This window comes from Bradyrhizobium sp. CCBAU 25360 (assembly GCF_028128695.1).
GTDB lineage: Bacteria > Pseudomonadota > Alphaproteobacteria > Rhizobiales > Xanthobacteraceae > Bradyrhizobium > Bradyrhizobium ottawaense.
In genome coordinates, this window is record NZ_LBJA01000021.1 from 1 (window position 1) to 8,716 (window position 8,716).

Genomic DNA, 8,716 nt, shown 5'->3' on the forward strand with positions numbered 1-8,716 from the left:
ACTGCAACCCATGATACCGCCGCCGACAATGACGACTTGAGCCGACTTTGGAAGATCCGTCATATCTAAGCTCCAATAACCATGCGTGGAATTATGTAGTATTTTTTCATGAATGTGAATGTCATTTTCATATTTGCTGGTTTTTTTCCAAAATTGTCCCATATAAAATATCGGCGCAGTTCAGGCGGTCGTGTTGCTTGCGTTCCAACGATCAAGCCGCGGCTGACGGTCAGAAGTGGCTTGCTTGACGAAGTTGCAGGGGCGCCTTGTCGTGAGAGGAACGCGCCCCGCTTGAGGGACCATAGACGATGGCGACTAGATCGATGCGCGCAGCTGATGAATGGGTGACCTCTGAAGTGAAAGGTGACCTGGAGGCCGCGGTCGGAGGACAGATTCGCGAGTTACGCAAGACCAAGAAGCTGACACTGGCCGAGCTCGCTCGAGCCGCCGGCATTCGGTCGGCTACTTGAGTCTGCTCGAACGAAACCGATCGAAGCTGCCAATCGGGGTATTAAAAAAGCTGAGCGACGTTCTCGGCGTGCACATGAACTGGTTCTTCAACGGCAATATGCAGGCCACGGCCGGCGCCGGCCCGCTAGAACTGCTCATGAGTACAATTGAGCCGGGCGCCAACAGCGGGGAATACAGCCATGATGGCAATGACGCGGGGGTGCTAGTCGCGGGGCAACTGCAGCTCGAGGAAGGAGACAGCTTCTCCTTTAGCAGCACTTCGCAACATCGCTGCGCGGTAGCAAATATCGGAAAGACCGACGGAGTTCTCGCGCGTTGGGGCCAGGCGCTCCTCAAATTTCCATGGTATTCTCGTCGTAGCGCCATGATCTGATCCGGACCAATGACGTTTCCGGCGCGGCTTCGACGAGTGGTCGCAGATGTATGCAAAGGAGCGCATGCGGCCAAGTCATTGGTGGATCGCAGCCGCGACCACGCCCTTGCTGTTCGGCTAACAGTCCCATCCCCAGGGTCTGTAGAGCACTCCCACCCTCGATCCACCGGACACCACGCCAGTCAAATCGCGCCCCTCCCGGCGCTCGGCGCTCGGCGCCATGCTTGGCGCACCAAAAAAGGGCTATTCCGAGGAGTAGCCCCAAGTCTGCGAAGAAACGTCCAGGTGTAAGAGTATGACCTTATTGCTATCAGACCTTATTGCTATCAGTTGTGTAAGATGCCTGCTGCGTAGCCGGCTTGTAGCGCAAGCGAGAAGGCCCTCGTCCCCGATCGCTAGACTAGCGTCTGTCTCTGAATGCTCAGGTTGCCAGCAGTCACCTTCCAGCTGGCCGACGCCGATCACGCGGCTCGAGGATCTGCTTCCGTGGAACGACCGCGGCAGCTAACTCTGCCTGATCGGGCGTTCGCATCACCACGGCGGCCGAACTTGCTGGCCGGGGAAGCCCAACTCCTCGCAGCTGCTTCGCGCCAGCAAGCAGCCCGCCAGCGAACCGTCGAACGAGAGCCTTGCTTCGGGACAAGGCGATGCATGCCCGACATGCTGCCAGTGATCGGCTGCGCCGCTAAGAGTGATGCCGTCACTCGCTGTCTGATTACATGGCAGCCTCCTCCAGCGGAAAACGCATCGAACCCTCTGTAGTAGCGGACGCAGGTGTGATCTGTCGCTCGTCCTCAACCCTGCTTGCGGGGACTGGGTGTATTAGATCACCGCCTCGATCAGGAAGGGTCCGTTAGCGGCCAAGCCTCCCTCGAGAAGGTGTTTGAATTCGAGAGCCGTCTCTGCCCGTCCAGCTTCCACGCCCATTCCTCGAGCGAGCGAACACCAGTCGATGTGCGGTTGGTCAAGCTCGAGCATGCGTCTCGCATTGCGGCCGTAAGCATTCACGCCGACGTTTGTCATTTCGCCCTGCAGAATGCGGTAGGCTCTGTTTGCGTAGACTACCGTCAATATGTTGAGTTTCTCACGCGCCTGTGTCCACAGGCCTTGCACCGTGTACATACCGCTCCCGTCGGCTTGAAGCGCCACGACCTTTCGGTCGGGCGCAGCAATCGCCGCGCCACTAGCAAGCGGAATGCCGATACCGATCGCTCCTCCCGTGAGAGGGAGAAGGTCGTGAGGCGGAAGCATGTCCGCCAGTACCAAGAACTGACCGCCCGACGTTATGGCTTCATTTATAACGATCGCGTGTTCTGGAAGTCGGCGAGCAATCATGAGATTGATCGCGTCCGCCGTCAGAGCATTGATTGTAGGATCCGCAATTTCGTCTTGACGCAAGATGTTTGCGGCGTAGGGCGCTTGGGCATTCAGTCCAAGCGCCTCCGCCAGGCTCCTCAGCGCTTGCGCTAGGTCATATTCGTGCCCCGCGAGCTGAATAATTTGGCAGCCTTTCGGCAACAGAGTCCCGGGCTTGCCGGGATACGCAAAGAACCCCACCGGTTGGCCGGACCCGACACAAATCGCCACCTGAATTTCCCTCAGGACGTTCAATGCAAGATCGATAGCGTATGGGACCGATGTCACTGCAATCCGACCGGCACCTCGTTGATATCGCCCTGAGACAGTTGAAAAAAGTTTCGCGCCTGTCGCTCTGGATATCTGTGCCGCCGAAATGAGAGCCTCCTCCCTCAAGGCCTGACCAGATAGAAAAATCGCGGTATTCAGGCCACTACGCAATGCGTGTACACAGGCTGCAACCGAATTGGCGGTTACAGCCGGTGGGACGGGAAGCTTAATCGGCGAGGTGTGTTCCGGTGTCACCTCGCCCCATGCAGCGTCACTTGGTAAAATCAAAGTCGATGGACCACGCGTTGCGTACGCTGCTGACAGTGCTGCCTCGGTGCACTTTTGAATATCGCACACGTCACCGGCGCGTCCAACCCAGTGCGACATCGGCCGCGCCAGGGCTTCGATATCCGTCGTCAGAGGTGCATCGTTTTGGAGATGGTGGGTTGCGTGATCGCCGACGATGTTCAGCATTGGGGTGCGGGCTCGCCTGGCATTGTGAATATTGGACAGACCGTTAGCTAATCCCGGGCCGCAATGCAGGAGCGTTGCTGCCGGCTTGTCGGCCATGCGCGCGTAGCCATCGGCAGCTCCCGTCACCACGGCTTCCGAAAGGCTCAGAACGCAGCGCATCTCGGTCCTTCGATCAAGAGCCGCGACGAAGTGCATTTCCGATGTGCCGGGGTTTGCGAAACAGACGTTCACGCCATTTACCAAGAGTGTGTCGCACAGCAAATCTGCGCCCGTCATTGTGAGCCTTTCCTATTCTTCGAAGCTATGGTCCATTGAATCGTTGGCTTGACGCTTCCTGCAGAGCGCGGCTCGTATGAGTGGGCTCTTTCCAGACAGGTCGGAGGGTGGATTCCTCCCGAACCGGAATGGATATTGATGCCGATCTGCTCACCTCGCGCGACCGGCCACGAAAGTCACTCAGAACCCGGCGCGGCTGGAGCACTTGCGAGATGCCGGAGGTTGTTCGCTGCGCGGAGATGCTGCGAGCATGGTGCAATACCGCCGCCACCATCTTCATCGTCACCGCGGTGTTCGCACGGTAATTTGCAGAATTGCGACGTCTTGATGAGCCGCTATTTTTCATCTCTCACCACTGCCGGCGCGTTCGCGTCGGAGGGCTCATTCAGGAGGCCGCTCGATGCCGGTCGACCCGCTCCGCGTAGCGGGCGAGGCGTAGAGCCGCTTCGTCGATCTCCGCGTCGGCGACGCCGAGGTTGATGCGCAAGTAACCGGTCGCGCTTTCGCCAAAACAATCCGCAGGCAAGGTCGCCACGCCTTCCTCGACGACGAGCCCCATGGCAAAGTCATAGGCCGACAGACCGGTGGCGCGTGTATCCAGCATGACAAACATTCCGCCTTCCGGTGGGAGGCAGGACAAGAGGGGCACGGCCTTCATTCGCTCGCAAAACCGGTCACGTCGGCGCCGATACGTCGCTCGCAGCTCCGGCAGGCCGTCCGGAAATTGCTCCAGCGCAACGACAGCTGCATCCTGCAGAAACGTGGGAATGCCGTATGTTGAGCAGTAGGCTACTTCGCCGGCGTAATGCGCTAGTTCCGGCGGACCGATCATCCAGCCGAGCCGCCAGCCGGCCATCGCATGAGATTTGGAAAGGCTGCTGATCGTGATCGTGCGTGCTGCCATCCCCGGAAGAACAGAGGGGGAGACATGCCGCCCCTCATAGATGAGATCGCCATAAACTTCGTCCGAGACCAGCCAAAGATCGTGCTTTTGACACAGGGCTGCTATCGCGGTGAGTTCCTCCTGGGTGTAGATTGCGCCTGTTGGATTGTTGGGGGTTGCCAGAAAAATTGCGCGGGTGCGGGGACCGATGGCCGCTTCCAATTCTTTGATCAGCGGATGGAAGCGGTTATTACCCGGCGAGCGCACGCTGACCGTTACGCCACCGGCTGCGGCGATGGTGCCAGGATAAGTGAGGTACATGGGTTCGGGCACCAACACCTGATCGCCAGGCTCGATGAGGCAAAGGGCGGCAGTGAGCAACGCATTCTGCGCCCCGACAGTGACAACGATCTGATCGGCGTCGATCACCTGACCCGTCTGGTGAGCATGACGCCGAGCAATTGCCTCCCGCATCGGACGGCCGCCCGCACTCGGCGTGTAATAGGTCCGCCCGGCCGCGAGGCTCTCATGCACAGCGGCGATGGTCGGGGCGGGGCTGGCGAAATCGGTGTCCCCAACCGTCATCAAGATCGCAGGTTCTCCTCGGGCACGTTTCTCCTTGGCAATGATGTGCATGTCCCAGGCATTCGATCTCCTGCCGGCCATCTGCTGAATTCTGGATGCGTAGCGCATGGCGGATTCCTGTGAGTGGATATTGCGAATGGAAGCGAGCTGTGAGTCATCGGGTGGAAAGACGAGCGGTTCGGTCCAGCCACGTCAGCGGCGTGAAACGAGCGTACGCAGTTCTTCATCGCTGGCTTTCGCTACAGACGGACGACCGCTCAATCGCGCCTGAGTAAGAGCAGCGCGCAGCCCTGCGACGTGCGGAAATGGGCACCGCCATTGGCGCAGAATGAGACAAGTTACGAGCCGGCCCGTCGAGATAGACCCGGGCGTGTCTTGATGGCGGATTGCGAGCGCCGGGAAGTGGGCGCGCACCTCGTCTTCGTTCCAGAAGGCCATCATTATCGCCCCTTGATTGGGTTGTGTGGTTGCAGCATCTATTGCATCTGCAATGTGTTTAGCAGGCCCTCAAGATCTGCCCACAGATGATCGATGTTCTCCAAGCCGATGCTAATTCGCAGATACGTTGTTTCTGGGCTTGAAGGCATAACATCGCGGTCATTGACGATGGCCATTGGAGCGACAAGGCTCCGCGTTCCGCCCCAGGACGCTCCGATCGCGAACGTCTTCAGGCCATCCAAAGCGCGATCGACGGTCTCCGAGCAAACTCCGTTCACTTGGAGACTGAAGACTCCGGAGCTACCTTTGAAATCACGCTGCCAAATGCTGTGATTGGGGAAACCAGGAAGGCATGGGTGCAGCACCGGATAACTGCAGTTCTGAGTCAATCGGTGAGCGAATTCCTCCGATAGTTCGCCAACGTGCCGCAGGCGAAGGCTCATTGTCTGCATGCCGCGCAAGGCGAGGGAACATTCGTCAGGCGAAACGCCGACGCCGAGAGAACTCAATGTGCGTCGTGTCCGTTGGTAGAGGTCCATGTCACGGAAAATAACTGCCCCTAACAGGATGTCGGAGTGGCCACCAACATACTTCGTCAAAGCTTCCGCAACTATATCAACGCCCAGATCCAGCGGCTTGCACAGAAGTCCTGTCGCCCAGGTGTTGTCACATCCAAGGAGTGCGCCCTTTGCCTTGCTCAAGCGGGAAATGGCGGGGATGTCACAGACTTCCATCGTAGTCGATCCGGGCGACTCGACCCAGACGAGCCGCGTGCGTCCGGGTCGAAGCCGCGCCTCGAAGTCTGTCAGCTGAGTAGGATCAAAGAACTCTGTTTCGACACCTAAATCGCCGAGGATCTTGCGCGTAAAGTGTTTTACAGGCGGATAGACGTTATCCGTTACAAGCAGATGATCGCCTTTCTTGACCACACTTAGCATGGCTACTGAAATTGCGGCCTGACCAGATGGCACAATGATCGCTCGTTCAGCATTGTGCACGGCAGACAGCTGACGTTCCAAAGTCCGGGTGGTCGGCGTCCCGGAAAGTCCATAGGTGTAGCCATCCGGCGCACGAACAGCCCGGCTGCGATACGAGGCTGCGTCCGGAAATACAATTGTCGAGCCGCGATAGACGGGAACGGCAAGGCTTGCGAAGCCTTCAAGCGGTGTTTCTGGAGGAATAACGCAAAGCGTCTCATCCAAATGGGTGTTCTTGCGCATCTTGTCGTCTCATAAAACTTTCGACAGAAATTCCTGCGTCCGCTGTTCGCGGGGAGCTTCGAAGATCTGGTCGGGCGGACCAATTTCGTGAATCATTCCGGAGTGCATAAAGGCAACCCGATCGGCAATCTCGCGCGCAAACCCCATTTCATGAGTGACGATCACCATCGTCATGCCATCGCGGGCTAGCTTGCGAATGACGTCCAGAACTTCGCGCACCATTTCGGGATCCAGCGCGGAGGTGGGCTCGTCGAACAACATAGCTTCAGGCTTCATGGCGAGCGCCCGTGCAATCGCCGCCCGTTGCTTCTGGCCGCCGGACAGCATACGAGGCATGGCGTCAGCGCGGTCGGTGAGCCCCACAAGAGCCATGAGTCTCCAAGCTTCAGCCTCAGCCTCTGCCTTGGACATCCCCTTGAGGCGGATCGGCCCCAGCGTGACATTGTCCAGCGCGGACAGGTGATTAAACAGGTTGAACTGCTGGAAGACCATGCCAAGGCGCTGCCGTAGCTTGTCGATATCAGTCTCTGGCGCCATTAGGGGCGTATCGCCGATCAAGATCTCGCCGCTATTTGCCCTCTCAAGTCCATTGAGGCAGCGGAGGAAGGTCGACTTTCCGGATCCAGATGCACCGATCAGGCACACGACCTCCCCCGTCTCCACCGTGAGATCGACCCCCTTCAGGACTTCAAGCGGGCCGAAAGATTTGTGAACGCCGCGCGCTGAGATCATCGGGGGATCCTCAGTTCGAGCCATGCCGCGAAGCGTTCTGCGATGAGATAAATGAACAAGTAGATGATGCCGACCATGGCAAGCACACGAATGGTGTCGAAGTTCTGGGAGTAAATGGTCTCTCCGGCCATGGTGAGTTCCACGATGCCGATGACCGACAGCAATGACGTGTCCTTGAGGGTAATGCTGAATTGGTTGGCGACGTTCGGCAACATCACCCAGAACGCTTGAGGCCAAATGATGAGGCGCATTGTCTCCCAATGACCAAAGCCGATCGAGCGGCCAGCTTCCATCTGTCCGCGATCCACCGACTGGATGCCTGAACGGATGATTTCCGCCATGAACGCACCTGTGAAAAGGATCATCGCAATCGTCCCTGCGACAATGGCTGGCATACGGATGCCGGTAAAGACCGGGAGAGCGAAGTAAACGAGCAGGATCTGCACAAGAAGGGGCAGACCCCGCACGAGGGTACCGTAAATGGCTGCAGATCCCTGCAACGTTCTGGAAGTCGAAATTTTCATCATGGCCAAGATGATGCCAATCACAGTACCGCCAACCATTGCGATGAACGTCACCAAGAGGGTGAGAGCCATGCCTTGGAGAAGTGAAGGAAGATATGCCGTCCAAGACTGATCAGACATGGAAGCGCGCTGTCCTTTTTAATCAAGCTGGTACTTCTGCTTGATTTTGTCGAGCTCACCGCTGTCCTTCATTTTCGCCATGCCGGCGTTGATGACAGAGGTCAGATTGCTTCCCCTCGGGAAGGCGAAGGCGACGCCCGTCGGATCAATGACGTCACCGATGATCTTGACCTTCGCCGGGTTACCCCGCGTCCGGATCATATAAGCCAGGAGCCCTGAATCGCCGATCATTGCGTCAACATCTCCGATTTTCATGGCGAGCTGTATCTTCGATACGTCTTGAATCACGCGAACAGTGATGCCCCATTCTGCGGCATGTTTATTGGCCACGGCGAGCGCTGCAGACCCCTGCTCTGCAGCGACTGTCTTTCCTTTCAGGCTGGCAACATCAGTAATCTTGCTGTTTTCAGGCGCGACGAGAAGCGCGCCCTGCGTGTAATAGGGAGTGGAGAAATCAACCACCCTCTTCCGCTCTTCTGTAACGAAAATTCCGCTGACAGCCATTTCAATCTGACCGGCCTGCAAGGCAGGAATAAGCGCCGCGAACTTCATCGGTTGATAGTTAAGCTTGAGATTTTCCAGCTCAGCGACGCGATGGAGAATGTCATTGCTGAGCCCGGTATATGTGCCGTTCTCGTCGAGAACCGACATCGGCGGCGCGTTGGTTACCACGCCGATCGCGACGTCACGCGGCTTGTCCTCCGCAACAGCTGCTGCCGGCAGCCCGATCAGCAATGCAACAACGCTCGATACCAGCAAGCTTCGCCTGACCATGATCGTCTCCTCTGATCGTTCCTATAATTGGAACGAGATAATTAAGAACGGAACAGCAAAAAAGTCAAGTGGGAAACTTTGGCAATCCAGCTCTACTTTCTGACGGGTTCCTTGCGCTGAAGAGATTGACAACGGTCAATCGCTCCTAAATTATCGGATCAGTGTTGATATTATAGGAACATTCAAAGCTATGCATATATCTGCTGCTGACCAAGCAAGA

At 57.4% G+C, this 8,716-nt stretch carries 8 protein-coding genes; 2 read left to right on the forward strand and 6 right to left on the reverse strand.

Features of this window, described 5'->3' with window-relative positions:
- The first annotated feature begins 466 nt into the window (after nucleotides 1-466).
- Complete coding sequence (locus tag XH81_RS04850) at nucleotides 467-844, forward strand: cupin domain-containing protein (protein ID WP_271596022.1); 378 nt, start codon at nucleotides 467-469, stop codon at nucleotides 842-844.
- 822 nt (nucleotides 845-1,666) lie between these two features.
- Here XH81_RS04850 and XH81_RS04855 read toward each other — a convergent pair.
- Complete coding sequence (locus XH81_RS04855; RefSeq protein WP_271596023.1) at nucleotides 1,667-3,220, reverse strand: acetolactate synthase large subunit; 1,554 nt, start codon at nucleotides 3,218-3,220, stop codon at nucleotides 1,667-1,669.
- Between the two features lie 128 nt (nucleotides 3,221-3,348).
- On the opposite strand from XH81_RS04855, the gene XH81_RS04860 reads away from it, so the two are divergent.
- Nucleotides 3,349-3,525, forward strand: a complete 177-nt coding sequence (locus XH81_RS04860) for a hypothetical protein (protein ID WP_271596024.1) — start codon at nucleotides 3,349-3,351, stop codon at nucleotides 3,523-3,525.
- Between the two features lie 80 nt (nucleotides 3,526-3,605).
- Here the strand turns inward: XH81_RS04860 and XH81_RS04865 are convergent, their stop codons facing one another.
- From XH81_RS04865 to XH81_RS04885, 5 genes are all read right to left on the reverse strand, one after another.
- Nucleotides 3,606-4,796 carry a pyridoxal phosphate-dependent aminotransferase gene (locus tag XH81_RS04865; RefSeq protein WP_271596025.1) on the reverse strand — a complete coding sequence of 397 codons (1,191 nt, stop codon included), beginning with the start codon at nucleotides 4,794-4,796 and terminating at the stop codon, nucleotides 3,606-3,608.
- 368 nt (nucleotides 4,797-5,164) lie between these two features.
- Nucleotides 5,165-6,346: a trans-sulfuration enzyme family protein gene (locus XH81_RS04870; protein WP_271596026.1), complete on the reverse strand. Its 1,182-nt coding sequence runs from the start codon at nucleotides 6,344-6,346 to the stop codon at nucleotides 5,165-5,167.
- A 9-nt stretch (nucleotides 6,347-6,355) separates the two neighbouring features.
- Nucleotides 6,356-7,078, reverse strand: a complete 723-nt coding sequence (locus tag XH81_RS04875) for an amino acid ABC transporter ATP-binding protein (protein ID WP_271596027.1) — start codon at nucleotides 7,076-7,078, stop codon at nucleotides 6,356-6,358.
- The gene (locus XH81_RS04880; RefSeq protein ID WP_271596028.1) at nucleotides 7,075-7,722 is read right to left on the reverse strand and encodes an amino acid ABC transporter permease; all 648 of its coding nucleotides are present in this window, start codon (nucleotides 7,720-7,722) and stop codon (nucleotides 7,075-7,077) included. The genes XH81_RS04875 and XH81_RS04880 overlap by 4 nt, the downstream gene beginning before the upstream one ends.
- Nucleotides 7,723-7,740: 18 nt before the next feature.
- Nucleotides 7,741-8,496 (reverse strand): substrate-binding periplasmic protein, encoded by a 756-nt coding sequence (locus tag XH81_RS04885; protein ID WP_271596029.1) that lies wholly within the window; start codon nucleotides 8,494-8,496, stop codon nucleotides 7,741-7,743.
- Between the last annotated feature and the right edge of the window lie 220 nt (nucleotides 8,497-8,716).

Bases quoted from the DNA above. Each gene is read 5' to 3' on its own strand.
- XH81_RS04855 (WP_271596023.1), bottom strand. From the start codon at position 3,220: ATGACGGGCGCAGATTTGCTGTGCGACACACTCTTGGTAAATGGCGTG.
- XH81_RS04865 (WP_271596025.1), bottom strand. From the start codon at position 4,796: ATGCGCTACGCATCCAGAATTCAGCAGATGGCCGGCAGGAGATCGAAT.
- XH81_RS04875 (WP_271596027.1), bottom strand. From the start codon at position 7,078: ATGATCTCAGCGCGCGGCGTTCACAAATCTTTCGGCCCGCTTGAAGTC.
- XH81_RS04870 (WP_271596026.1), bottom strand. From the start codon at position 6,346: ATGCGCAAGAACACCCATTTGGATGAGACGCTTTGCGTTATTCCTCCA.
- XH81_RS04860 (WP_271596024.1), top strand. From the start codon at position 3,349: ATGGATATTGATGCCGATCTGCTCACCTCGCGCGACCGGCCACGAAAG.
- XH81_RS04885 (WP_271596029.1), bottom strand. From the start codon at position 8,496: ATGGTCAGGCGAAGCTTGCTGGTATCGAGCGTTGTTGCATTGCTGATC.
- XH81_RS04880 (WP_271596028.1), bottom strand. From the start codon at position 7,722: ATGTCTGATCAGTCTTGGACGGCATATCTTCCTTCACTTCTCCAAGGC.